Origin of the sequence: Virgibacillus senegalensis (assembly GCF_000821245.2) — a bacterium.
Taxonomy (GTDB): Bacteria; Bacillota; Bacilli; order Bacillales; family Amphibacillaceae; genus Sediminibacillus; species Sediminibacillus senegalensis.
On the sequence record NZ_LN611424.1, the window covers coordinates 361543 to 384857 of the forward strand.

A 23315-nucleotide genomic window follows, 5' to 3' on the forward strand; every position below is an offset into this window, starting at 1 on the left:
AGGAGTGTCAATGAAGTTGAAAGCTGGGATAATCGGCTGTGGTTCCATTACCAAGTTTCGGCATGCCCCGGAATACGCGGCGAATCCGTTTGTCGAAGAAATCGTTTTTTATGATCGAAATCCCGAAAGAGCGGAGCTGCTAGCCAGCCAGTATGCAGGCTCGGTTGCAGCATCTTTGGACGACTTAATAGCAGATCCGACGATCGATATGATTAGCGATTGTTCCTCGAATGAGTTTCATCATATCAATTCCGTAAAAGCGTTGCTAGGCGGGAAGCATGTTCTATGTGAAAAACCAATTTCGTTAACCCTTGAGGGTGCAGAACAAATCGTTCAGGCACAGAAGACTTCGAATAAGAAACTGATGATCGATCATAACCAGCGTTTTACAAAAGCCCATCAAAAAGCCAGACAGTTGATAAAGAGGAAAGAACTAGGGGAGGTCCTTACTTTTAAAACGAGCTTCGGCCATGGGGGGCCGGAACTGTGGGGAATTAACAAAACGAATACCACTTGGTTTTTTTCAAAGGATCGTTCCGGGTTAGGGGTTGCAGGAGATCTGGGAATCCATAAGATTGATTTGCTGCATTACTTGCTGGACGATGAAATTCAACAAGTTAGTGCTTTTCAAGGGACATTAGATAAAACTACGGTTACTGGGGAACCCATTGAGGTTTGTGACAATCTTGTATGCACGTTAAAAACAGCCAAAGGACGAATTGGAACAGGAGCTTTCTCTTGGACTTATTACGGGGAAGAAGATAATAGCACGATTATTTATCTTACTGGCGGAATTTTAAAGATTTACCATGATAGTGAGTATCCGTTGATTGTTGTAGAGAAGGATGGGGCAATGGCGAAGTATCAATTGGAAACGATACAAACCAATGATAACCAAACATCCAGCGGTGTCATTGATTCCTTCGTGAATAGTATCTTACATGAGCACGAACCGCCTGTAACAGGGGAAGATGCGCTTGTTTCTCTAAAAGTGATTTTAGCTATCATGGAAGCGGCAGAAACAGAGTCTATCGTTCATATATCTGGACCGATGAGTAAAGTATGACAAGGTAATAGTGAAAAGAAAGGTTTAGCAGCACAAGGCGGCAAAGGTTTGGGTCGCGTAGCTGTCGGGAATTGTTTTATAAATACAAGTAAAGCAATTCTGAAAGGGAGCGATAAGCATGAAAGATTACAGCGTAGCACCAAACAAAAATGCAGAAGGCTGGTATGTAAAAATCGAAGACGTAGCTCCGACAGATTTATACAGCAATAAGGCGGATGCGATTGCAGAAGCAGAAAAACTTGCTTCTAATGATACACCAAGCCGGCTGATGATCCTGGACGAAAACCACGAAATCGTGGAAGAGAAAAAGTATTAAGCCTAACAAATACCCATATCAAACCAAAAAGAAAGGACAGCTCTGCATGAGCTGTCCTTTCTTTTATAGAAGGGAGGGGACAGTCCCTCTCCGGCTCATTATGGAAGATACTACCCTTAGAGGGGTCAGTCCCCCAAATCGTTGAAATGCTTGGAGTATCAGGATTCTCTTGAGAAAAACACCGGAAATCAGGGGTGAATTTGCTTGATGGGGACTGACCCCACCAAGGGCAATAGAGAGGAAATATTCCCTAGGAGGGACTGACCCCTGTTAGTCCCATCCTATTGCTTTTCCATTTATGGTATTCTTGTAAAAACATAGTCATTGGGGATGGGGAGGAATCGAAACATGGACACGACACAGCAAAACAGCAATGCCTGGGATCAGAAAGTAGAGGAGGGTTCGCGTTATACCCAATCGGTGGGTAGTGAAACGATTGAAAAAGCGAAGGCTGGTGATTGGCAGATCAGCGTGACAACGGAAAAACCTGTACCGAGAAACTGGTTTCCTGAGTCTCTGGTGGGAGTGAAAATCCTCTGCCTTGCTTCAGGCGGTGGCCAGCAGGCCCCAGTATTGGCAGCTGCAGGTGCGGATGTAACCGTCACGGACATATCGAGAAAACAACTGGAGCAAGACCAGTTGGTAGCAGAACGAGACGGTTTGTCATTACGTACTGTGCAAGGAGATATGCGTGATTTAAGTGATTTTGGCGATGAAACCTTTGATATGATTGTTCATCCTGTTTCTAACTTATTCGTGGATAACATCCGTCTGGTATGGAAAGAAGCGGCAAGGGTTTTAAAAAGCAATGGCACATTAATTGCCGGATTTACCAATCCATTATTGTTTATTTTCGATGACGATCAGGAACAAAAAGGAGTGCTCGATGTCAAGCATGCTATTCCTTCTTCAACTTTAGACCACTTGCCGAAAGATGAGGTAGAGGCTTACCTTCAATCCAATCAAACCATCGAATATGCTCATACCCTGGAAGACCAGATGCAGGGTCAAATCGACGCCGGCTTTGGAATAATGGGCTTTTATGAGGACAATTTCGGCGGTACACGGGTTTTGGATCAGTATATCAATACGTTTATTGCGACAAAGGCTGTAAAGCTGGGTGGATAATGGAATGGCTTACTAGATTGGCTTACTAGATTTCTTTCTCTCATTTACAATTGACGCGCAGTCCATATGAACTAAGTCCGTCTCTTCGCGGCGGAGCCTATATTAGATCAAATGGTACGGGAGGGAAGTGTTTTATCAGAAGAACTCCACAATGAGGTTTGAAGAAAATGGATGGGAGCATTAATTCAGGGCAGTCATATAGCATGGGATGACTGGAATAACATCAAGAAAGCTAAATAGTCATGGGGGTGGTTTTATAAAGAACACATATCGTATTACCGTGCATGTTATTAACATAAGATTGTTAGCTGCTTTCAGCATTCTTGGTTTTTTACTATTCATAAATATAAGCGCACTGGGCAGAGTGCCCAACGTCAACCCGTTAAAAATAGGCTATTTAATCGTATTGTTGTTCATGTGGGTGGTTAATTACTAGTACCAACTGTAAGAATAGAAAATGGATCGTACCGATAGCTGGAACTATCCTTTTCGTTGCCATTACTTTGCTGCTTTCGGGTGTGGCAATGCCATTTCTACAACAAGTTTTTTATTTTAGATAAACCCGCATTATCTCGGATTAAATAGAGACGACAAAAGAGAATGAAAAGAATAACGTTTAATGGAATATGTATCAAAAAAATAACCCTCCAGATCCATGAACACGGGGAAGGGCTTTTTTTCTATGCAAATACGATGTTATTATAGAGACCGCTACAAGGCACTTGCTCAGCGGAACAAGAATGTTGGAGCACCTGATAAAAATGTTAAAGGGGAGGGATTTTCTTGGTAGAAATAGGCTTATTGTTTATCATGGCGTTTGCTGGTGGTATCGTGGCCTTGTTCGGTTTTATCGGTATGTTTAACAAAAGAAATAGCGAACCAGAAAGGGAACTCCTGGAAAGAGTCGAACAGCTGGAGGAAGAGATACGTCAACTGAAAAAGTAGCGAGTAATACTTATCGCCTTGCTTAGCTGACAGAAGAAAGTCTTTTTCGTCTGCGTTTGTTTAAAAAAGCAATGATGGTAGTTTTTAACGAGGCATAGGAACCAATAGCTGCATATCCATAGAACCATCCCATGAAAATACCGTCAATCAGGCTGCCGCGATGGCTGATAAAAATAGAGAAGGCCAATCCAATTATCAAAGCGATTGTGGGGACGAATTTCTTCGGCACACGGAAAAACACCTTTATCAGTTGGGTAATGATCATAACTGCAGGGACCGCAATCACGGCATCCCAGAAATTTGTATGAATGGTCGGAAAATCCATCACTATTCCCTCCTTATCAAGAATAGTATGTAGGTTGAAAAGAAGTTTATACGGAAAGCCCAAGTGCCTCGAAAGCAAAACACGGTGGAACAAATGAGGTTGCTGAAAAAGTCCTTTTTAATCTATAGGGGCTGTCAAAGTTTGTTTGTCGTTGATTCCACAAATCGCTTGTCGGTGGATGCTTGCCGCGGGCACAGCCTCAGCTAACTTGGTCCAGAAGATCACTTGACCAAGTGGATCTTCGGCTCGCGCTGTTCCCGCAGGCGTCACCACCGAACGCTCATCGTGAAAATCAACAAAGGTTAAACGAAAAGACTGTTTCGAAAAGGTTGTCTCTTTCGTCCATTGTTGGAGTGGTTACCCAACGCTTTTTGCGTTGGGGGTATCCACATATACGGGAGCTTCACGGAAAATGTGTAAAGAATCGTTAAACGAATAAATGAACAGTGGGCACAAACTTGAATTAAACGAAAAGCGGTCTGGATGGAATTTATATTTCATCCAGACCGCTTTTTTAAAATTCTACCCTGCAATTTACTTAGGCATGCACAGGCTGTTGTTTGGATTCGCCGCTTCTTAGTCTTACCGCTTCTTGATAGGGGCAAAGACTTTCCACAACCGTAATTCCTTGTACACGAGCCTGATCGGTAACATCCAGGCTGGTTTCTTGGGAATCAAGCCACAATATCTTTGCATTCACCTCGTTGCCATTCGCCAGTAGCGCCTCGGCAGCCAATGTATCCTGAGTATAAAGGATGTCAATCTCCTCCTCAATCGCCGATACGCTAGCTACAGGAGTTTCTCCGAGAATTTTTTCGTTTCCATTATAGACCGGAATGATTTTGTAGCCAAGATTTTGCAATTTAGCTGTCGTTTGATGAGCTGGCTTAGATGTATCAGGGTCGATTCCCAATACAGCAATAGTCTTCTGGCGCAGGCCATTTTCACGGTCGAATGGTGAATGGAGTGCCCATTGAATGGCCTGTTCATTTGTTGCCGTAATAGTAGGCTGGCTACCGGTAGCTTTCGCAATAGCCTGATCCAGGTCCTGAATCAAGTCCTCTGCGGTTTCGATGCCGATGGACAGTCGGATTAATTCTTCGGTTACTCCGCTCTCTTTCAAACCATCTGCATCAAGCTGCTGATGGGTGGTGGAAGCAGGATGAATGATCAGTGACTTCGCATCTCCGACATTCGCTACGTGAGACCATAGTGTAATATTATCGATTACCTGGCGTCCGGCATCGCGTCCACCTTTGATGCCAAAGGTGATGATCGAGCCTGCTTTGCCGCTCAAATATTTTTGTGCAAGCTGGTGGGAAGGATGGTTTTCCAATCCCGGGTATGCGACCCATTCGACTGCTGGATGTTCATGAAGATAGTTAGCTACTTGCTTGGCATTCTGGTTATGCTTTTCGATACGAAGATGCAAAGTTTCCAGGCCTTGTAATAGCAAGAATGCGTTTTGCGGGCTCAGGCATGCTCCGATATCGCGCAGCAGCTGTACACGTAACTTTGTAGCAAAGGCAGCTGGTGCGGTATCGACAGCATAGCGGATGCCATGATAACTTTCGTCTGGGTTGATAAATTCAGGGAACTTCGGGTTGTTCCAATTGAACCGTCCGCCATCGACTACAACACCGCCGATTGTCGTTCCATGGCCACCGATCCATTTGGTGGCGGAATGGACCACAACGTCTGCTCCCCATGCGATTGGTTTGGTTAAGTATGGCGTGGCGAAAGTATTATCAATGATTAACGGAATATCGTGTTCATGTGCAATTGCAGAAATGGCTTCTACGTCAAATACGTTTAGGCTAGGGTTTGTGATGATTTCTCCAAAAACCGCTTTTGTTTTGTCCGTAATGGCTGCCCGTACATTTTCCGGATCGGTTGCATCGACAAAGGTGACATTGATTCCATAGCGAGGAAGTGTTTTGACGAATAAATTGTAGGTGCCGCCATACAAATTGCCGTCCGCCACGATTTCATCACCGCTTCCGGCCAGGTTCAAAATCGACAAGGTAATCGCAGCCATGCCGGATGATGTTGCAACTGCAGCAACGCCGTCTTCCAGCAGGGCAATCCGCTGTTCAAATGCATCGACGGTCGGGTTCATGATCCTCGAATAAATATTGCCTTGTTCGGCAAGGGCAAATAGATTTTGGGCATGTTCGGTATCGCGGAATACATAAGACGTTGTTTGATAAATCGGGACTGCGCGGGATCCTGTCGCAGGATCAGGTGTCTGTCCTCCGTGAAGCAGTTGTGTTTCGGTTCCATGCAAATGAAATGGGTTTGTCATCTTAATTCCTCCTAAAAATGAATGTTGTTCTAGGATAAAGCAGTACCTAAGGCCATTGCTGCAACGAAAGGCGTGTGGACTGGAAAAGAGGGGAAAATAGAAAAGCCCTCTTCCTAAGAAGAGGGCATGTAGTCGGAGTCCTCCTCTTATCTTTCAGATCATCGACCTGTAGGAATTGGCACCTTTTCAAGCTTCGTTGCTTGAAGGTTGCCGGGCATCATCGGGCCTAGTCCCTCCGCCGCTCTTGATAAGAGTCTAATTATTCAACTTGTTAGAAATTTCAATCTTTGAAAAAATTATAAACCACTCAATCTCTCTCGTCAACCGCTAGGGAAAATTTTTTATTTCGTCGATAAGGACAGTCCCCAGGCTTAAAAACGGAGGGACTGTCCCCCACTGCTCTACTAGAGTAAAGGATTTATTTAGTTTGTAGTTGGTTGGATGCTTCCACTTCGAACAGATAGGTTCCTTTTCCAAATGTTTTGGTTTGATCGCTGACTTCTTCTTGCCAAACATTTTCTACATGAAGTTGAACATCAGCCTTATCCGTATTAGTTAAGTATATCTGGTCCACTTCCGTCAAAGACCAATCGCTTGTGATAGTAGCCAGGTCTAGGTGTGCTTCGCTCAGCCAGGAACGAACTTCCGTATCAATGTCACCCGGTATCGAAACGGTGGCAGTATATTGACTATCATCATAACCAAAGCGACTGGTTGGAGCTTCCAGCATTTCAATATACAAGGTGTTGCCTATCTGATGGAAGGAGACAATTTCCTCTGGCTTGATGTCTTTTTTATCCATCGTATTGGAATGGTAGGTACCAAATAAATGAACGTCCCCAGTGTTATTTGTCTCCAGTGTGGTTCCAGGGGCTGGTTGCAATACGATTTTTTCCACCTTATCGTCGACGTTTTTTTCGATGGTTGGAAAAGTTGTTTCTACTTCTTCTGCCTCGACAGTGGACCTAATCTTGTCCAGAACTCCAGAGGAAGCCCCAATAAACAGTATGAGCGCAATTCCTCCTAAGCACGTGATAAAAATAATCGATAAGATATCGTACTTGACCACTGGCTGTTCCTGCTTAGCAAAGAAAACGTACAGGATGATTTCAATGCCCAGGATAACCAGGATGAGCGGAAACCACGCTAGCAATATAGTGGCTGAATCCCAGTCGAGAAATTGCGAGAGCATGATAATGAAACCCAACAAAACAAGTGCACTACCCATTGAAATAGATCCTACTCGCCACTTCCTCATTGTTCCTTTCCTCCTTTATTAGGTCCAGCTCCGACAATCAAGCGAATTCCGCCGGCGATCAAAAGCAGACATACGAGCGATACTTGAAAATATTGGTGGTAATAATACCAAATATCAATTTGAAAAACAGTACGTACTTGTTCCGCGATGACCGGCAGGAGAATGGAATCGGTTATATAAAACAGTCCGAGCAGCAGGAGTGCAATGCCAAGCCACTTTTGGTGATTGGCCAAGTATTTGACAATGGGTACGTCCTCGACATCGCCCCGTTCCGCTTTACTTGTGTGCTGCAGGGCATCGAAAAAGCTGAAAAACCAGATAATCGGAATCAAAAACAAAAAGATCGACAGGCGCAGAATATCCAGCACATAAATAGACAGTAGGAAGGCTGCCATTAACTGCAAGCCTCTTCGTTGCAATCCCAAGTACATATGCCCTGCTCCTGGAAAAATCGCTAATATCGTAGCTAGCATTTTGCTCTTTTGGCCTTCGTCTCTATACTGTTCCAGGTCTTCGATAATCGTCCGGTCTTCCAATGTTTCGCCGCTTTGTTTTTTGTTTAGTAACTGAATCGCGTCAAAAAAGCTGTAAATCCAGATGATCGGCATAGCTAGCAGGAAAATTAAAAAACCGTCCTGGTGGCTCACAAAGGCTACAAAGAAAATCATCGAAGCCACTCCGAAAAATCCAGCTAAAAACGTCAGGCCGCGCTGGTTTAATCCGAGCTGGAAATGGCCGACTCCCGGGATGAACGACAATAAAATGGTGGTGAATCGCTCATTTTGAATTTCCGGCTGACCACCCGGATACCCTGTTGCTTCCTGGCTCGAAGATGCTGCTTGGTTCATAGGCTGGATTCTGCTTCGTTTTAAAAGGGTTATGAGCATGTCGATGACATTTACTGCCCAAATCAGAAATGCCAAAAGCAAGGTGAAAGGAATTAACTCACCGACTGCCGATATAATGAACGCAAACGCTCCGAAACCAAGAACGCTAAAGAACAGCACGGGATAGAGCACACCTTTCCGCCTATGGCCGAGATACATATGTCCAAAACCAGGGATAAGCGCCAAAAAGAATGCCAGTATAGAAGATTTATTCATTGATCTTCCCCCTTCAGTAGTTGTGTCAGCCAACTGTCTGTTTTTTGCATGAGACTATCCGTCATGGACGGCCGGCTGTCTAAATTTGTTTGATCGGTTATATGCAAAATATCCTGGAAAATGCCGCTTGCCATCAATAAAAGAGTCAATCCAGCTGCCAATAAATAATGGCGTACTGTTTTCATTTTACTGGTATGGGAGGATGACTTTTGCTGTAAGGATTTTTGCGGAAAAGGTTGTTGGATATTTATTTTGTCAATGGCTGTCTCTGTAAAGGAATCAGATAGACGACCAGGTGCATTCCACTGTTCAAGTAAATCAATATAATAACCAAAACATTGTTCGCAGGTTTCCAAATGTCCCTCGATTTGCTGCCGTTTCTGTTCATCGACTTTTTCCTCGATGTATGGCCACAGATCTTTTTCAATATGTATCACTAAAAATCATCCTCCTTCCAATGGGTTTTCATCCATTTTCTTGCCCGATACAGCCGCACTTCAATTGTTTTTTCGGCTAAACCGAGCTGATTAGCGATTTCCGCATAGGACATGTCCTCTAAATAATAGCAACGGACGGCTAGCTGCAGTTTTTCCGGCAATTGGTCAATCTGATCACGGATACGTTGTCTTCTTTCTCGCAGCAAGACCTGGTCTTCTACGCTGTCAACATGGCCGTGGTGGTATTCATGCCGGGTACCGTTGAAATCCTCCTGCATGCGCTGCTGTTTCCTGCGTGCATCAATTGCTTTATGGAAGGCAATCCGCCCGAGCCAAGTTTTAAAGCCTTGTTGCTGGTAAGAGGGGAGGGCATCTACCATTTTAATAAACGTTTCCTGGGCGACATCCTCAGCTGCCTTTTCATCATGCAATACGCTCATCGTCACTTTGAACACGTGCTGTTTGTGACGCTCGACCAGCAACCGAAGTGCCTGCTGATTGCCGGATTTTATCTTTTTGATTAGCAGTTCATCTTGAATGGATGCTCCCCCCTCTCTTCGACCATTTCACTATATAGACGAACGAGCTAACCATATCCACTACAAAAAATAGTAATATTTTTGGGGACAGTCCCCAAAATCGTATCATGATGGGAGGGACTGTCCCCGGTTCCTGTCCCCGGTTCAACTAAAAAAAGGCTGCCCATTATCGTATTGGTGACGATAATGGGCAGCCCCTGTTTCTGTAAATCTATTTATTTATTATTTACCGATGAACTGTTGCGTCCAAACATTGCCGTTTTCTACATAGCCGACTCCAATATGAGTGAAGTTGCCGTTAAGAATGTTTTTACGGTGGCCATCACTATTCATCCAGGCATTGACTACTTCTTCCGGTGTGCGTTGACCTTTGGCAATGTTTTCACCTGCAGTTTTGTAGGAAATACCAAATTGTTTCATCATGTCAAACGGAGAACCATAAGTCGGGCTGTTATGGTCGAAGTAACCATTTTCAGCCATATCCGCTGATTTTTCACGTGCTACTTTGCTAAGTTCTGTATCGATTTCCAGTGGATCAAGCCCTTGTTTGGCTCTTTCCTGGTTAGTCAATTCTACAACTTGTTGTTCGAATTCGTTAAGCTCTTGTCCTGCTTTTTCAGGCTGTTCCTGCTTAGATTCTTCTGCAGTGGTCTGGTTGTTGTTTTCTTGTGGTGCTGGAGCTTGTTCAGCTTGTTCTTTACTTGGAGCTTCTTCTTTCTTGTCAGCAGGCTGCTCGTTTGTTTGCTCTTGCTGTTTGTTTTCTTCAGCTTTTTCTGGCTGGTCTTGTTCTTGCTTGGCTGGAGTTTGTTGTTGTTTCCAGTTACCGAAGCATTTATCTATAACACTTTGAATATCCTCTTTTGAAAAAGTACCGGCATTGCTATTGACAGAGTAATAGACTTGGTACGAATTTGCTTGTTCTTGGTTCGTGCTATCTGCTTGCGCACTTACTGAGGAAGAAAAAGCTCCTCCAAAAAGCAATGCGGCTGAAATTCCAGTGACAATACCTACTTTTTTGAACATTTCCTTACACTCTCCTCTTTGTTTTTGTATTACTGTTACATCATAGCATGACTTTTTTGTAATATTTGAGGAGCTATTTTCCATTTACAGACAGGCATTCATTCGTTCTATTTTATGTAAAAGTAGTAGACCTTGTTTATTTCCTATGATGATAAGGGGTAAATCGATCAATCCATCTCTCATTTCTTCCTATGAAAAGGAGGGAAAACGTGAAAAAAGCCTGCCAGAATGGATAATTTTACATAGGAAACCATGTTGACAGCCTTAAGAATCGAATTCCAATATTACAAATACCGCTGACCTTGTAAACGTCTTGTTACCTTGTAACAGAAGCGAGATATAAGAAGGGAGGGATTCACCCTTAAGGAACTGCCTGGGAGGGGTGACAAAACTCGCATGCGTGGAGAAAGCCTCAACCCCGGCGTATACTTTCGGTAATGAAAAGGGGACAGTCCCCACGCCTCGAAATCGATGGCGGGGACTGTCCCCGAAACTTGTTTATTCAAAGTTTTGGTTATGGAGCGGAGGTGGAATGAGCCAGCCTTTATCTTTATTGAGCCGGAGCAGTCTGGCACCGAATTGAGCTTTGCTCATATGGATTTGACCATACATCATCGCGATATCTTCCCTGATGCATTGGGCGATGATTTGACTGCAGGCAACTAGTCCTTGAGCAATGTCCCGTGAAATCGCCGCACTGATTTCCGGATCATTGAATCTGGCACCGGAAGGGATTTGCTCCAAGGCAGCTTTAGCTCGTTCCGGTGGTGAAGGCGGAAGAGCGATTCCGTTGTTTTTCAAAAGCTCTTCGATTTCTTCGTTTTCCTGTTTCATCGTTCTTATCAAATCTTCGATTAGTTTCTTTAAATCTCTGTCGCCAGTATGGTTTGCCATGGTCTGGTAACCAGCAATCATGCCTTTACTCCCGGCAAGGCTGCTCCAGATACCGAACACCTCGCCGTAATGCAATGGCTGGTTTTTAGGATTTCCGCTTAAAATACCCATGTTTTCACTCCTTGCTGTGTAGTCGCGCAAGGATATTTTTTGCAAATGTCAGGGAAACTATTCGGGATACACCAATCTTGTTTGCAATGTAACGGAAATGTACCCCTTAAAAAGCTACAAGAATTTCAAGGGGTAAAAGGTAGCCGTTTCGGGAAAAGATTGTAGTGTGTCATCCAATCTGTATTAATAACTTTTGGAGAACCTTGTCTCCAAGTGATGAAACCATTTGGTCCTGGAAATAGTATATATAGCCAGGGCTGCCCAAATACATGTGAACGAAACGAGGTGGGCGTGGGTAAATGTTTCATCATAGAGAAAAACACCGATAAACAGCATTAGAGTAGGAGCGAAATATTGCAAGAATCCAACCATTGAAAGTGGAATCCGCTGCGCCCCGCTGGCAAACAAGAGTAATGGAACGGCCGTAGCTACACCGCTTAAAATTAACAGCCCGGTTGTCGGGCTGACTAAGTCAGGAGAGCTGCCGGCTGCTGTTTGAACACCGACCAAATATACAAGAGCGATCGGCGTGACGATCAGTGTCTCAATTGCCAGTCCGAACATGGCGCTAATGGCAACGGTTTTTTTCAACAAACCATACAGACCGAAGGATAATGCCAGCAGGATGGATACCCATGGGAAAACACCAAAGCTGACGGTCAAATTGACGACACCTGCTGCCGCCAGCAAGAAGGAAACCAACTGCCACTTTGTCAATTTTTCTTTCAATACTACCATCCCCAGAATAATGCTGATTAATGGATTGATATAATAACCGAGACTTGCCTGTACGACATGATCGCTGTTTACCGCCCAAATGAATACCAGCCAGTTGATACTGATTACGACCGATGCGAGCGTAATCCCAATCAGTTTTTGTTTATCACGGATGATCTGCTTGGATTCCAGAATGAATGGCCTCCACTTTTTTAAAAAAGACAGCAACAAGGCCATGAAGACGAAAGACCAAACAATCCGGTGGGCGAGAATTTCGCCGGCGGGGACATCTTGCACCAGCTTCCAGTATATCGGCAGAAACCCCCACAAAATATAAGCGGCGGAAGTGTAAAGCACGCCAGCTTTAAAGTCTTTGTTTTCCATTATGTCCAACCTCTTTTTCTTTAGTATTTTTGCTGGTTCTTTCCTAATATAACTTAGGAAAAGGGAAACAACCGAAGGAAAGTGAATAGAGTAATTTTAGATTCATCAGGTGAAAAAATCAATCATTTAAAATGGAATGCTTGCTTCTTTTGATGGCGGAAAGCTTGAGAAAATAGTTTTGGAAAAAACCGGAGAGAAGAGTATAATAACACTGCTAATGTCTTAACAATGAAATGGAGTTCATGGCATGCTGTCCAGCCGATAGACAGATGAAAAGAAGACAACGAAACTTTTGGCGGAGGGGGGGAGCATTATGTTAACCGATATAATGATAGTATTTCCATATATTTTAGGTTCCATTTTAATTTTCAATATCCTTTTGGCGCTAGCGATTGTTTTTCTGGAAAGAAGGGATGCTTCTTCCACATGGGCATGGCTGATGGTGCTGTTATTTATACCGATTGCCGGATTCATTCTTTATCTAATATTTGGCCGTAAGCTTAGCAACAAGAAAATCTTTACCTGGGACACGAAAAGCAGGCTTGGTGTCAAAACTGCAGTCCAGGCACAAATGCGGGCACTGGAAGAGGGTAGCTTTCAATTCAAGGACGAGAGCTTGATTCCATATAAGGACTTATTTTACTTGCACTTACGGAATGATGATGCCATTCTGACCCAGGATAACCGCGTAGAAATTTTTACGGACGGTCAAAAAAAATTCCATTCGCTTCTCCAGGATCTTGAAGAAGCGGAAGACCATATCCACTTGTTGTATTACATCATGCGGGCAGACCGGCTTGGAGAACTGCTGGCCGATACACTTATCAAAAAGGCTAGACAAGGTGTGAAGGTCCGTATTCTTTATGATGATATGGGATCAAGGGAATTGAGCAGGAAGTACATCCGGAAACTCCGGGCAGCTGGAGCAGAAGTAGAAGCCTTTTTTCCGCCGTTAATTCCCAAGGTCAATTTAAAAATTAATTACCGCAATCACCGGAAGCTGGCAATTATAGATGGCAAAATCGGCTATATTGGCGGATTTAACATCGGGGATGAATACTTGGGGTATAGCAAAAAATTCGGCTACTGGCGGGACACTCACCTTAAAATCGTCGGTGACGCAGTCAGGAATATGCAGACCCGGTTTATCCTGGACTGGAATCAGGCATCCAGGCATGATATCTTATATGAGGAAAGATATTATGCAGCTGAGCCTACCGGAGATGTCGGAATTCAAATTGTATCCAGCGGTCCAGATTCGGACTGGGAACAAATAAAAAACGGCTATATCAAAATGATTATGTCTGCAAAGGAATACATCTATATTCAAACACCTTACTTTATTCCGGATGATAGTCTGGCGGACGCTTTGAAAATTGCGGTGCTGTCGGGCGTGGATGTACGAATCATGATACCGAACAAACCGGATCACCCGTTTGTCTATTGGGCTACTTACTCCAATATTGGCGATTTGTTAAAAGCGGGAGCAGATGTCTATATTTATCAAAATGGTTTTCTCCATGCAAAAACGATCGTAGTGGATGAAAAGATTGCCTCCATAGGAACAGCAAATATTGATGTGCGAAGCTTCAAGCTCAACTTTGAGGTAAATGCATTCCTTTATGATCGCCAGATTGCCGGTGAATTGGCTGAAAAATTCAACGAGGATATTTTGCATTCCAGTCAGTTGTCCTATAAGCTTTACTTAAAGCGATCCATATGGATTCGATTCAAAGAGGCGATTGCTCGTCTGCTCTCGCCGATCCTATAATTTTAATCAGAAAAGTGAGGAATCACGATGGAAGCAAAACCTTGTGTGGCATCTTTGACAGTAAAAAATTCACATGTCCTTCCACCCGACACGAACAGTCACGGCACGTTGTTTGGCGGCCGATTGATGGCGCATATCGATGATGTAGCAGCTATTGCGGCGAGAAGGCACGCCCGTAAGCCTGTTGTCACTGCATCTACCGATTCAGTCGACTTTCTGGCACCAGTAAAAGAAGGGGATACCATCTGTTTGGAAGCCTTCGTTACCTGGACGCATAAAACATCGATGGAAGTATTTATTAAAGCCGTTACCGAGGATTTGAATACCGGTGAGCGGAAGGTATGTACAACCGCGTTTGTAACGATGGTAGCGATTGGCCCGGATAACCGTCCGGTCACAGTGCCGCCGGTTTACCCAGAATCCGAGGAAGAGAAATTTTTACACGAGAAAGCACCGAAACGGGCAGAACTCCGTAAACAACGGAGAAACAATTCCAAAGAAATGGCTCAAACTTTTGGCACACGTTTTCCTTGGAATGAACATACGAGATACGAAGCATAATCGACCGCGTCCATGCAAAAAGAAAAGCTGCTGCATTCCTGATGATCAGGTTTGCGGCAGCTTTTTTCTGTAGCTTTATTCTTTCAGCAAGATTCGTTCAAACAAGGAATCCAGTTTTAGTATGGAGTTTTCGTGCCCCGATTCCGGGTCATGAAGATGGTTTTTTCGAATCTCCTGGTAGATTTTCCGGATTTCTTCTGCTTCTTTATCTGTAATCGCATCAAGGTCGACAGCCATGGTTTGCTTGATATCATTCGGTTCCAATTTTTTCAGTCCATTGCCGTATTGTCGTTGGGATTGTTCTATTACTTCTTGTGAAATGTTGGTCATAAAGTAAGCCATCAACAGGTCCAATTTCTCGCGGTACTGGGGATGGATATACAAACAATGAAAACAGGTCAGGCTCCGGGCTCCGGCTTCATTCCGGATAAATTTTACCTTTCCGCGGCTAAAAGTGGAAATGAAAATATCCGGTGGCAGTCTTGTTTCATTCTTATACCATGGTTTCCTTCGTTTCGTTAAATATCTATCACTACTGCCCGTTTCTTCCCCGTGCTTCAGATAAGCTTGAACATGTTCATTTTGGGGGCTGCTTTCCTCGATATTCAAAAGGAAAACCGGAGATCCTTTTTCGACAAGCGATTGATAATCCTGGGAAAAAAAGAAATGCTTATTTGCTTGGTTGGATTTTGAAAGACAAGGAAGAAAATGATCCCTGTCCAGTTTCCAATTTTTGCGTGTCGATTCTGAAACACAGAAGAATTTATTATCACCTGTTGCAATCCCCCTGGTCACACGGGTAAAATCAGCCAACGGTCTTAAATGGCGGTACGGGCTTTCGTTTGCCGGCTGATAGTAACGCCGCCACTTTGCGTATACATCTAAATCTTTATGGCTAAGTATACGTCCGATTGGGTTCCGCTGTCCGTAGTGCTCCACATATGTTTGCAACTCCGCCAGTTCTTCCTGGCTCTTGATAGGAATGAATTCTATCTCTGAGGTTTGCCGACTATTATCGAAAAAGAAAAGAGCGGAGGTCGTTGCAGCCTGGTCAAACCAGTTCATTGTAAAGTCGGTGACCGCAATGATCGGAAGGTTTTGCTGCTGCAGGATAAACTGTTTGATCACTGCTCCATAATCGGCATTCAAAAAGTCTGAAGGGACAATGAAGGCTGCGCGGCCGTCCTGTTTCAACTGGTAAATTGCCTTAAGCAAAAACAACGCATACATATTGGTGAACCCGGATAATTTAATGCCAAGATGCTCTTCAACTAATCGCAAATATTCCTGTTTTTCCTCATAATGTTTAAAGCGGATATAAGGGGGATTGCATATAATACCCTGATACCTTTCGCTCCATCCGTGTTTTAAAAAATCCTTCTGAATAAGTTCGGCTGTAATACCTTCTATTTGCAGGCGATGCCTGGCAAAGTCAAGTATCTGCCGGTCGATATCATAGCCGAGGACGGACAGTTGCTCCGGAAGACCGGTGATCAATTCGCCAAGCCCTACCGCGGGGTCTACGATTTGCCTGCACGCATGATTTCCAGTTACCCAGGCTTTCATGATTCTGGCAATGCTGTCTGGCGTAAAGTACTGTCCCAGTTTCTTTCGCTTATCGGCTGCCACCTGCCGATAATAGTGATTGATTATTTCCTGACTGTTACTCACCTCTGCGCACACACCTTTACAAGGAATAAAGAACAGCCGCTCCTGTGGAAGCGGCTGTTACCAGCTATTATAAAGTTTCGTTGACTTCTTCTGCAGCCACCCAGTTTTCGGACCAAGTCTTTATTTCTTTGATGACCGGCTCCATGGCTCTGCCTTTTTCTGTGAGTCTATACTCAATCCGAACAGGAAATTCCGAATAAACATTACGTTCCACAATGTTTTCCTGTTCCAGCATTTTTAATCGGTCGGATAACAGTCTACCACTGATTGGCAGTTCCGCTTCCATTTCGGAAAAGCGTTTCTCCCCATCGAGAAGCTCAAACAAGATGAGTCCCACCCAGCGTTTACTGAACAACTGCATGGCCTTTTCAAAACGAGGACATAATTCTTGCATCAATATCACCCCTGCCTTACTTACTAATATATCTTATTATTCACCAGTAGAAAAGGGAGTATAAGAAGTCTGAAAAAACAAACGGTTGGGAAAAAGATTGACGAAAGGATATTACTAATATACACTTACTTACTAAAAGTAACTATTTAAAATATACCATATAAAAAGGAGATAGTAAACATGGACCTGCAAATATTGCGATCCTTCCAATTGCAATCAATTGAATTGACGATTAGTGATCTTACTCGATCGATCGCATTCTATCAAAATATAGTAGGATTTACCGTGCTCGAAAAGCAAGAGGACTCAGCAGTTCTCGGAACTCCCGATCAGACAGCTTTGCTGCGGTTGCATGCAGACAGCAACGCAGCAACCCCATTGAAAAACATGGCAGGGCTCTATCACTTTGCAATCCTTGTTCCGGAACGGAAGGATCTTGCCTCGTTTTTACAGCATATACTGGATAAACGCTATCCACTTGTAGGAGCATCAGACCATGGCTTTAGCGAGGCGATCTATTTAGAAGATCCGGACGGGATCGGGATTGAGGTATATGCAGATCGGGAAAGGAGCAAGTGGCAACGGCTGGACGGCGAACTTCCAGTAACGGCAGACCCATTGCATGTCCGCGATTTGCTCCAGTCAGCTGTAAAATGGGACGGATTTGCAGACGGTACATCGATTGGGCATTTGCATTTTCATGTGTCATCGATAGCAGAGGCACGACAATTTTATGTGGAGCAACTCGGCTTTTCCCCAACAATCACGCTTGGCAACCAAGTGTTATTTGTAGCTGCTGAAGGCTATCATCATCACATTGGTTTAAACACCTGGCATGGAGAAGGAGCTTCTCTTCCGGAACCAGGGATGATCGGATTGCGGGAAGTAACGGCGAACATAGGGCGGAGGGACTTTGAAACGCTTGTCCATCAAGGAACCCTTGGATCAGATGGAAAAACGACCGACCCCTTTGGCGTTACCTACTATTTTCAAGTATGAAAACAAGAAAGTCTGACAAAAAAGAAAAACAGAAGCTGCCAAGGTCCGGCAACCTCCCCGCAATCCGGAGAGGTTTCTATCCGATTCATCAATAGGATGTGTGTACGCTTCCTTTTTCCATCATGTTTAACATTGGACGGAAAATGGAATAGAAAAAATGTACAAAGCCTTACCAAAGGAGGCGTCACACATGGGGAAAAGAGTATTAATGGTCGTTACGTCTTCCCAACGTATGGGAGATCACCAAACGGGATTATGGCTGTCTGAATACGGCGAACCATATAGTATTTTTGAAAAAAATGGATTTGATATTACAGTAGCCAGTCCTAGTGGCGGCAATGTCCCGCTCGATCCCAATAGTTATGAAGAAGAAGCACCCGATGAGTGGGAGAAGCCGGTTAAATTGCTGGAGAACACAGAAAATCTAGCGGCTCAGAATCCGGATGACTTTGACGGGGTCTTTCTTCCTGGAGGTCATGGAACCATGGAAGATTTTCCGAATAACTCCGCCTTACAGGAATTTTTAAGCGACTTTGCCGCGAAAAACAAAGCAATTGGGGCCGTATGCCACGGTCCGGCAGGATTTGTCAACGTCACACTCGACAATGGACGGAAATTAGCCGATGGACGGAGATTGACTGCGTTTACGAATGAAGAGGAACAACAGATGAATTTGATGGACATGCTTCCTTTCAAATTGGAGAGCAGTTTGAGAAATGAAGGAGCAGATTTCAGCCAAGGCGAGCCGTTTTCCGATTATACGGTAACCGACGGCAATATCGTTACCGGACAAAACCCTCAATCCAGTATATCGACTGCAAATGCATTTGTCGATTTGCTAAAATAACCTATCTCAGATAGGATAATATAGAGGCAAACCACACGAACGGGGACATTCTCCCCGTTCGTGTGTTTGTGTAAAAAACGAATACGCCTCTTCCCGTGGGTTTGCACCGCTTGCCTGAGGGGTAAAAATAGATAAACCGTCCACCTGTTTTACTTAGAGTAGCAGATGATAAATGAGTAGGAGGAACGATATGTTTGCTGATATATTATCCACATTGAACGACCTGTTATGGGGATATGTGCTGATCGCGGTCTTAATCGGCCTCGGACTGTATTTCACTATACGCACGAAATTCGTGCAGTTTAAATTGATTCCGGAAATGTTCCGGGTACTATTTGATAAGCGGACGTTAAGTGCAGCAGGAAAAAAGGGCACATCCGCCTTTCAGGCATTTACAATCAGTACCGCCTCCCGTGTCGGTACCGGAAACCTGGCAGGTGTTGCCTCGGCAATTGCTGCGGGAGGACCTGGAGCTGTATTTTGGATGTGGCTCATCGCTTTAATCGGCGGGGCTACCAGTTTCGTAGAAAGCACCTTGGCACAAGTCTATAAAGTACCAGATAAGAACCAGTACCGGGGCGGACCGGCATATTACATGGATAAAGGATTGAATAAGCGTTGGCTCGGGATTGTATTCGCCATCATTATTACGTTTACATATGGGCTTGTCTTCAACTCTGTCCAATCCAATACAATTCGGCTGGCTTTTGAAGAATCCTTTGGAGTCAGTCCCGGTTGGATGGCCGTCATCCTGGTTATTCTGACTGCTGTCGTGATATTTGGCGGTTTGAAAAGCATCGCCAGGGTTACTCAGTTCATCATCCCATTTATGGCGATCATGTACGTAATCCTTGCCATTTACATTCTTCTTGCGAATGTTACCGCTATCCCGGAAATGTTTCAGTTGATATTCGCCAATGCGTTCGGGATTAGGGAAATTGCCGGTGGTGGTTTCGGTGCAGCTATCATGATGGGAATCAAGCGTGGCTTGTTTTCCAACGAAGCAGGTATGGGTAGTGCCCCGAATGCTGCTGCCACAGCTGAGGTCACGCACCCAGTCAAGCAGGGTCTAATCCAGACGCTTGGCGTATTTCTGGATACCTTGGTCATCTGTAGTGCGACTGCATTGATCATATTAACGACAGAGGGCTATGCCGGCAGCTCGCTGCAAGGCATCCAAATTACTCAGAGTGCGTTTGAAGCACAGCTTGGCTCTTGGGCGGCTGTTTTTGTAGCCATTGCTATTTTTCTGTTCGCCTATTCCTCCATTCTTGGTAACTATTACTATGGAGAAACAAACATTGAGTTTATCAGATCAAGCAAACCAGCACTTACTGTTTACAGGGTGGCCGTATTGCTCATGGTTACTTTTGGAGCATTACAGGAATTCGATCTCGTGTGGAACATGGCCGACTTATCGATGGCAATCATGGCATTGATTAACTTATATGCAATCGCCATGCTTTCGAAAGTAGCATACCGGACACTGACCGACTACTTAAACCAGAAGAAACAGGGGAAAGATCCAGTCTTTTACCGGGAAACGCTTGGAGGGGTATCTGGGATTGAATACTGGGGAAAAGACCAAACCTCTCAAAAAGAAAAGGAATAGCATAGAGCACTGGATTATGGTGCTTCAGGCTGTCGGAAACCCTCCGACGGCCTTTTTCTATAGGGTAGAGAACAATTTTGCAGAAACCGTCTGGCGCTTTATTTTTTTCCATCACCAGTAATGTCTCTCTCTGTTTCTCTATACTCTGACGGTGTTGGGAGAGAGGAAAGACTAAATTGTTAACTTCATTCATTATCCTTTATAATTGAAAAGGTATAGCTAAATAATCAAAAGGATGAATAAAATTATGAGTATCCTATCTGTAGAGCAATTATATAAATCATTTGGTGACAAAGTATTGTTTGATCATATTAATTTTACCATCGAACCAAGAGAACGAATTGGGTTGATAGGTGTCAATGGAACCGGGAAGTCTACGTTGCTGAAAGTGATAGCAGGAGTCGAATCCAATGAGGGAGGATCCATCAAGCATGCCAACGACTTCCGGATCGAATATTTAAACCAGGAACCGGATCTAGATGGTCGATTGACTGTATTGGAACAGGTATATCAGGGTGAATCGACAATCATGCGGACGATGCGGCAGTATGAAGAAACGCTTCAGCTGTTGGAAAAAAATCCACAAGATGCGGCATTGCAGGAGAAGCTATTGAAAGCACAGCAATCAATGGATGAACAAGAGGCATGGGATGCCAATACAGCTGCCAAATCGATCCTGACAAAGCTGGGGATCACAGATTATACGAAAAAAACCGCCGAGCTGTCCGGCGGGCAAAAAAAGCGGACAGCTATTGCCCGTGCTTTGATCCAGCCGGCTGATTTACTGATTCTCGACGAGCCAACCAACCATCTCGATAATGAAACGATTGAATGGCTGGAAGGGTATTTACCGCAATATGAAGGTGCCTTGATTCTTGTAACGCATGACCGTTATTTCCTCAATAGGATTACCAACCGTATTTATGAATTGGATAATGGCCATCTATATACGTACGAAGGCAACTATGAAATGTATCTGGAGAAGAAAGCGGAACGGGAAGCCCTGGAGATGCAGAATGAACAAAAACATAAAAATACCCTTCGCCGTGAGTTAGAATGGTTGCGGCGTGGGGCAAAGGCCCGCTCTACCAAGCAAAAGGCCAGGAAGCAGCGTGTGGAGGAAATGAAACAGGCCACTTTTGATACAGGGGCGCAGGAGTTGGATTTTCAGGTTGGTTCCCAGCGCCTGGGAAAAAAAGTAATCGAGTTGGACGCTATCGGCAAATCTTTTACCGGAACATCCTATATTACCGATTTAAGCTATCTCGTTGTACCGGGAGACCGTATTGGTATCATCGGACCAAACGGGAGTGGGAAAACGACGCTTTTAAATATCATGGCCGGAAGAATGGATCCCGATAATGGATCAATAGAAACCGGGCCTACAGTCAAAATCGGGTATTATACGCAGGACCATAGCGAAATGGATGAATCCTTGCGCGTTGTAGAATATATAAAAAAGACTGCCGAGATCGTTCATACTGCCGACGGAGAAGTAATTAGTGCCGAGCAAATGCTCGAACGTTTCCTTTTCCCCCGTTCGCAGCAGTGGAGTTATATCAGCAGACTATCCGGAGGAGAGCGGCGCCGGCTATATTTATTGCGTGTTCTAATGGAAGAACCAAATGTCCTGTTGCTTGATGAACCGACCAATGACTTGGATACCCAAACACTCGGTGTACTCGAGGAGTATCTCGATCAATTTCCGGGCGTCGTAATCACTGTATCACACGATCGCTACTTCCTGGACCGGGTCGTCCATCGTTTGATCGCTTTTGAAGGACGGAATGATATCCATTTCTTTTACGGTAATTACACCGATTATCTGGAGGAAGCGAAATCCCGGCAAAAGCCGAAAGAAATGGCAGAAAAACAAACACAGGCTCCTCGTAAAAAGAAGAAAAAGCTTTCCTATCATGAACAAAAGGAATGGGAAGGAATAGAGGATAAAATCTCCGTTCTGGAGGAAGGTCTGGAAACGGTGAAGGGGGAAATCGAACAGGCGGGAAGCGATTTTGGAAAAGTCCAGGAACTGTACAACCGCCAAGAAGAGCTGGAAGCCGGTTTGGAACAGGCAATGGAACGATGGGAAGAATTGTCGATTTTAGTGGAAGAAATCGATCAGCAATAACCGGTACGCTTTCCGAGGGCAGGGCCGCCTTTGTAGAAGCAAAAAAAACGCTTCTTCAGGTGAGAGGCCACTGAAAAACTGAAGTTGTTTGAAAAGTAGAATTTAAAAAAGCGGTCTGTATGGAATTTAATTTCCATACAGATCGCTTTTATCTAATTTCAATGATTTGTGCCCCAAACGGGCATCAGGATCTTGAGACTCTTGTAATTCCAGTTGGTCATCTGTAATCGTCTCTTTCAGTAAGTTCAGAGGTTCTTTGATTTTGGGGATAAAAACGAGCTTTGGTTCCTTTTCAATGACTTCGACAAGACGTTCTGAATAGTCCAGCTCAGCTTCAAGCGTATCTTCGGTTGGTTTCAGGAAATTTTTTTCTTCATGGATTCATCGAGAGAATAAATCATTTTACGGACGTTCTTGGAACGGCTACGCAATACTTCTTGAGGGGATGTTTGATTGTATCGAGCCTTTGTGTGTGTCGCATCAAGGATGAGAGACTTCGATTGGATCACGCCTTTCTCAAGCGCGACCTCTACGGTTTTTCCAATCAGGAAATCTAAAAGGTTTGGATCTTTCAGACGTTTACGACGGAAGTAAGCTAATAAGCTGGGATCAATGACGTCATCTTCCGGTGCCATTTCCCCTCTGTTGATTCCACGATGAGCGTTCGGTGGTGACGCCTGCGGGAACAGCGCGAGCCGAAGATCCACTTGGTTAAGTGATCTTCTTGACCAAGTTAGCTGAGGCCGTGCCCGCGGCAAGCATCCACCGATAAGCGATT

Annotated in this window: 22 protein-coding genes, 1 pseudogene and 1 riboswitch; of the genes and pseudogenes, 11 read left to right on the forward strand and 12 right to left on the reverse strand. The window is 44.3% G+C overall.

What is annotated here, in order from left to right; all coding sequences use genetic code 11:
* Positions 1–10 precede the first annotated feature (10 nt).
* The 5 genes from BN1067_RS06005 (at position 11) to BN1067_RS19790 (ending at position 3455) form a co-directional block, all read left to right on the forward strand.
* Entirely contained in the window at positions 11–1066 is a 1056-nt protein-coding gene (locus tag BN1067_RS06005; protein WP_053217990.1) for a Gfo/Idh/MocA family protein, read from the forward strand.
* Positions 1067–1184: 118 nt separating this feature from the next.
* Entirely contained in the window at positions 1185–1382 is a 198-nt protein-coding gene (locus tag BN1067_RS06010) for a DUF2188 domain-containing protein (RefSeq protein WP_053217991.1), read from the forward strand.
* 348 nt (positions 1383–1730) lie between these two features.
* The gene (locus BN1067_RS06015; RefSeq protein ID WP_053217992.1) at positions 1731–2510 is read left to right on the forward strand and encodes a class I SAM-dependent methyltransferase; all 780 of its coding nucleotides are present in this window, start codon (positions 1731–1733) and stop codon (positions 2508–2510) included.
* A gap of 461 nt (positions 2511–2971) precedes the next feature.
* The gene (locus BN1067_RS20595; RefSeq protein WP_407701363.1) at positions 2972–3070 is read left to right on the forward strand and encodes an archaellin/type IV pilin N-terminal domain-containing protein; all 99 of its coding nucleotides are present in this window, start codon (positions 2972–2974) and stop codon (positions 3068–3070) included.
* Between the two features lie 223 nt (positions 3071–3293).
* Positions 3294–3455: a hypothetical protein gene (locus tag BN1067_RS19790; RefSeq protein WP_199868475.1), complete on the forward strand. Its 162-nt coding sequence runs from the start codon at positions 3294–3296 to the stop codon at positions 3453–3455.
* Positions 3456–3477: 22 nt separating this feature from the next.
* Here BN1067_RS19790 and BN1067_RS06025 read toward each other — a convergent pair whose 3' ends face one another.
* From BN1067_RS06025 to rarD, 9 genes are all read right to left on the reverse strand, one after another.
* Complete coding sequence (locus BN1067_RS06025) at positions 3478–3780, reverse strand: hypothetical protein (RefSeq protein WP_053217993.1); 303 nt, start codon at positions 3778–3780, stop codon at positions 3478–3480.
* Between the two features lie 538 nt (positions 3781–4318).
* Positions 4319–6085 (reverse strand): PLP-dependent aspartate aminotransferase family protein, encoded by a 1767-nt coding sequence (locus tag BN1067_RS06030; RefSeq protein ID WP_053217994.1) that lies wholly within the window; start codon positions 6083–6085, stop codon positions 4319–4321.
* 143 nt (positions 6086–6228) lie between these two features.
* Positions 6229–6339: riboswitch (SAM riboswitch) on the reverse strand.
* 164 nt (positions 6340–6503) lie between these two features.
* On the reverse strand, positions 6504–7343 hold the full coding sequence (locus tag BN1067_RS06035; RefSeq protein ID WP_053217995.1) for a hypothetical protein: 840 nt from the start codon (positions 7341–7343) through the stop codon (positions 6504–6506).
* Positions 7340–8446: a hypothetical protein gene (locus tag BN1067_RS06040; protein ID WP_053217996.1), complete on the reverse strand. Its 1107-nt coding sequence runs from the start codon at positions 8444–8446 to the stop codon at positions 7340–7342. The genes BN1067_RS06035 and BN1067_RS06040 overlap by 4 nt, the downstream gene beginning before the upstream one ends.
* Positions 8443–8883: a zf-HC2 domain-containing protein gene (locus tag BN1067_RS06045; RefSeq protein ID WP_053217997.1), complete on the reverse strand. Its 441-nt coding sequence runs from the start codon at positions 8881–8883 to the stop codon at positions 8443–8445. Before BN1067_RS06045 ends, BN1067_RS06040 begins: the two co-directional genes overlap by 4 nt.
* Positions 8883–9422 (reverse strand): RNA polymerase sigma factor, encoded by a 540-nt coding sequence (locus tag BN1067_RS06050; RefSeq protein WP_053217998.1) that lies wholly within the window; start codon positions 9420–9422, stop codon positions 8883–8885. The genes BN1067_RS06045 and BN1067_RS06050 overlap by 1 nt, the downstream gene beginning before the upstream one ends.
* Positions 9423–9644: 222 nt before the next feature.
* Complete coding sequence (locus BN1067_RS06055; protein WP_053217999.1) at positions 9645–10445, reverse strand: CAP domain-containing protein; 801 nt, start codon at positions 10443–10445, stop codon at positions 9645–9647.
* A 498-nt stretch (positions 10446–10943) separates the two neighbouring features.
* Positions 10944–11450 (reverse strand): DUF3231 family protein, encoded by a 507-nt coding sequence (locus tag BN1067_RS06060; RefSeq protein WP_053218000.1) that lies wholly within the window; start codon positions 11448–11450, stop codon positions 10944–10946.
* 183 nt (positions 11451–11633) lie between these two features.
* Entirely contained in the window at positions 11634–12551 is a 918-nt protein-coding gene (rarD, locus tag BN1067_RS06065; protein WP_053218001.1) for an EamA family transporter RarD, read from the reverse strand.
* A gap of 328 nt (positions 12552–12879) precedes the next feature.
* On the opposite strand from rarD, the gene cls reads away from it, so the two are divergent.
* Positions 12880–14322 (forward strand): cardiolipin synthase, encoded by a 1443-nt coding sequence (cls, locus tag BN1067_RS06070; protein WP_053218014.1) that lies wholly within the window; start codon positions 12880–12882, stop codon positions 14320–14322.
* Between the two features lie 27 nt (positions 14323–14349).
* Positions 14350–14883, forward strand: coding sequence for an acyl-CoA thioesterase (locus BN1067_RS06075; RefSeq protein ID WP_053218002.1), 534 nt, complete (start codon positions 14350–14352; stop codon positions 14881–14883).
* A 75-nt stretch (positions 14884–14958) separates the two neighbouring features.
* Here the strand turns inward: BN1067_RS06075 and BN1067_RS06080 are convergent, their stop codons facing one another.
* Together BN1067_RS06080 and BN1067_RS06085 are read right to left on the reverse strand one after the other, a co-directional pair.
* Entirely contained in the window at positions 14959–16554 is a 1596-nt protein-coding gene (locus tag BN1067_RS06080; protein WP_053218003.1) for an HsdM family class I SAM-dependent methyltransferase, read from the reverse strand.
* 67 nt (positions 16555–16621) lie between these two features.
* On the reverse strand, positions 16622–16948 hold the full coding sequence (locus BN1067_RS06085) for a winged helix-turn-helix transcriptional regulator (protein ID WP_053218004.1): 327 nt from the start codon (positions 16946–16948) through the stop codon (positions 16622–16624).
* Positions 16949–17128: 180 nt separating this feature from the next.
* On the opposite strand from BN1067_RS06085, the gene BN1067_RS06090 reads away from it, so the two are divergent.
* The 4 genes from BN1067_RS06090 to BN1067_RS06105 all read left to right on the forward strand — a co-directional run bounded on the left by BN1067_RS06090 (position 17129) and on the right by BN1067_RS06105 (position 22537).
* A complete protein-coding gene (locus BN1067_RS06090) occupies positions 17129–17947 on the forward strand; it encodes a VOC family protein (RefSeq protein ID WP_053218005.1) in 819 nt (272 codons plus the stop codon).
* A 190-nt stretch (positions 17948–18137) separates the two neighbouring features.
* Positions 18138–18794, forward strand: a complete 657-nt coding sequence (locus BN1067_RS06095; protein ID WP_053218006.1) for a type 1 glutamine amidotransferase domain-containing protein — start codon at positions 18138–18140, stop codon at positions 18792–18794.
* 190 nt (positions 18795–18984) lie between these two features.
* The gene (locus tag BN1067_RS06100) at positions 18985–20406 is read left to right on the forward strand and encodes an alanine/glycine:cation symporter family protein (protein ID WP_199868476.1); all 1422 of its coding nucleotides are present in this window, start codon (positions 18985–18987) and stop codon (positions 20404–20406) included.
* A gap of 247 nt (positions 20407–20653) precedes the next feature.
* Positions 20654–22537 carry an ABC-F family ATP-binding cassette domain-containing protein gene (locus BN1067_RS06105; protein ID WP_053218008.1) on the forward strand — a complete coding sequence of 628 codons (1884 nt, stop codon included), beginning with the start codon at positions 20654–20656 and terminating at the stop codon, positions 22535–22537.
* A 356-nt stretch (positions 22538–22893) separates the two neighbouring features.
* Here the strand turns inward: BN1067_RS06105 and BN1067_RS06110 are convergent.
* Positions 22894–23315, reverse strand: a pseudogene (locus tag BN1067_RS06110) (hypothetical protein); the annotation flags it as partial.

What these genes read in the sequence shown, in the direction of transcription:
- BN1067_RS06005 (WP_053217990.1), top strand. Translation starts at nt 11, where the DNA reads ATGAAGTTGAAAGCTGGGATAATCGGCTGTGGTTCCATTACCAAGTTT.
- BN1067_RS06010 (WP_053217991.1), top strand. Translation starts at nt 1,185, where the DNA reads ATGAAAGATTACAGCGTAGCACCAAACAAAAATGCAGAAGGCTGGTAT.
- BN1067_RS06015 (WP_053217992.1), top strand. Translation starts at nt 1,731, where the DNA reads ATGGACACGACACAGCAAAACAGCAATGCCTGGGATCAGAAAGTAGAG.
- BN1067_RS06025 (WP_053217993.1), bottom strand. Translation starts at nt 3,780, where the DNA reads ATGGATTTTCCGACCATTCATACAAATTTCTGGGATGCCGTGATTGCG.
- BN1067_RS06030 (WP_053217994.1), bottom strand. Translation starts at nt 6,085, where the DNA reads ATGACAAACCCATTTCATTTGCATGGAACCGAAACACAACTGCTTCAC.
- BN1067_RS06035 (WP_053217995.1), bottom strand. Translation starts at nt 7,343, where the DNA reads ATGAGGAAGTGGCGAGTAGGATCTATTTCAATGGGTAGTGCACTTGTT.
- BN1067_RS06040 (WP_053217996.1), bottom strand. Translation starts at nt 8,446, where the DNA reads ATGAATAAATCTTCTATACTGGCATTCTTTTTGGCGCTTATCCCTGGT.
- BN1067_RS06055 (WP_053217999.1), bottom strand. Translation starts at nt 10,445, where the DNA reads ATGTTCAAAAAAGTAGGTATTGTCACTGGAATTTCAGCCGCATTGCTT.
- BN1067_RS06060 (WP_053218000.1), bottom strand. Translation starts at nt 11,450, where the DNA reads ATGGGTATTTTAAGCGGAAATCCTAAAAACCAGCCATTGCATTACGGC.
- rarD (WP_053218001.1), bottom strand. Translation starts at nt 12,551, where the DNA reads ATGGAAAACAAAGACTTTAAAGCTGGCGTGCTTTACACTTCCGCCGCT.
- cls (WP_053218014.1), top strand. Translation starts at nt 12,880, where the DNA reads ATGATAGTATTTCCATATATTTTAGGTTCCATTTTAATTTTCAATATC.
- BN1067_RS06075 (WP_053218002.1), top strand. Translation starts at nt 14,350, where the DNA reads ATGGAAGCAAAACCTTGTGTGGCATCTTTGACAGTAAAAAATTCACAT.
- BN1067_RS06085 (WP_053218004.1), bottom strand. Translation starts at nt 16,948, where the DNA reads ATGCAAGAATTATGTCCTCGTTTTGAAAAGGCCATGCAGTTGTTCAGT.
- BN1067_RS06090 (WP_053218005.1), top strand. Translation starts at nt 17,129, where the DNA reads ATGGACCTGCAAATATTGCGATCCTTCCAATTGCAATCAATTGAATTG.
- BN1067_RS06095 (WP_053218006.1), top strand. Translation starts at nt 18,138, where the DNA reads ATGGGGAAAAGAGTATTAATGGTCGTTACGTCTTCCCAACGTATGGGA.
- BN1067_RS06100 (WP_199868476.1), top strand. Translation starts at nt 18,985, where the DNA reads ATGTTTGCTGATATATTATCCACATTGAACGACCTGTTATGGGGATAT.
- BN1067_RS06105 (WP_053218008.1), top strand. Translation starts at nt 20,654, where the DNA reads ATGAGTATCCTATCTGTAGAGCAATTATATAAATCATTTGGTGACAAA.